This window comes from Arthrobacter sp. K410C, assembly GCF_059090105.1.
The window spans coordinates 1-491 of the sequence record NZ_JBNHFJ010000056.1 but is presented as its reverse complement, the minus strand read 5'-3'; the positions used below and the strand labels follow the sequence as shown (position 1 = coordinate 491).

Below are 491 nucleotides of genomic sequence, written 5' to 3'. Positions count from 1 at the left end.
AGGGCGCGGATGGCCTCCACCGCGTCTTCCTGCCGGGAGTTCACGCCATGGGTCGCGCCCAGGGACCTGGCCATCTCGATCTTGTTATCGTCGATGTCCACCGCGATGATCGTCGTCGCACCCGCCAGCCTGGCGCCGGCGATCGCGGCGATACCCACCCCGCCGCAGCCGATCACGGCCACGGACTCGCCGCGCTTGACCTCACCGGTATTGATGGCGGCACCAATGCCGGCCATCACACCGCAGCCCAGAAGGCCCACCGCCGCGGCGTCGGCCTCCGGGTCCACCTTGGTGCACTGCCCGGCAGCCACAAGGGTCTTCTCCGCGAACGCACCGATGCCCAGCGCGGGGGAAAGCTCGGTGCCATCCTCCAGCGTCATCTTCTGGGTGGCGTTGTGCGTGTTGAAACAGTACTGCGGCTGGCCCTTGGCACACGCCCGGCACTGGCCGCAGACCGCGCGCCAGTTCAGGATCACCCGGTCACCCGGGGC

Annotated in this window: 1 protein-coding gene; it reads right to left on the bottom strand. The window is 69.2% G+C overall.

Annotation, left to right across the window (positions count from 1 at the left end):
- A partial coding sequence (locus AC5RU7_RS21050) for a zinc-binding dehydrogenase (RefSeq protein WP_494053881.1) occupies positions 1 to 491 on the bottom strand: 491 nt, incomplete at both ends.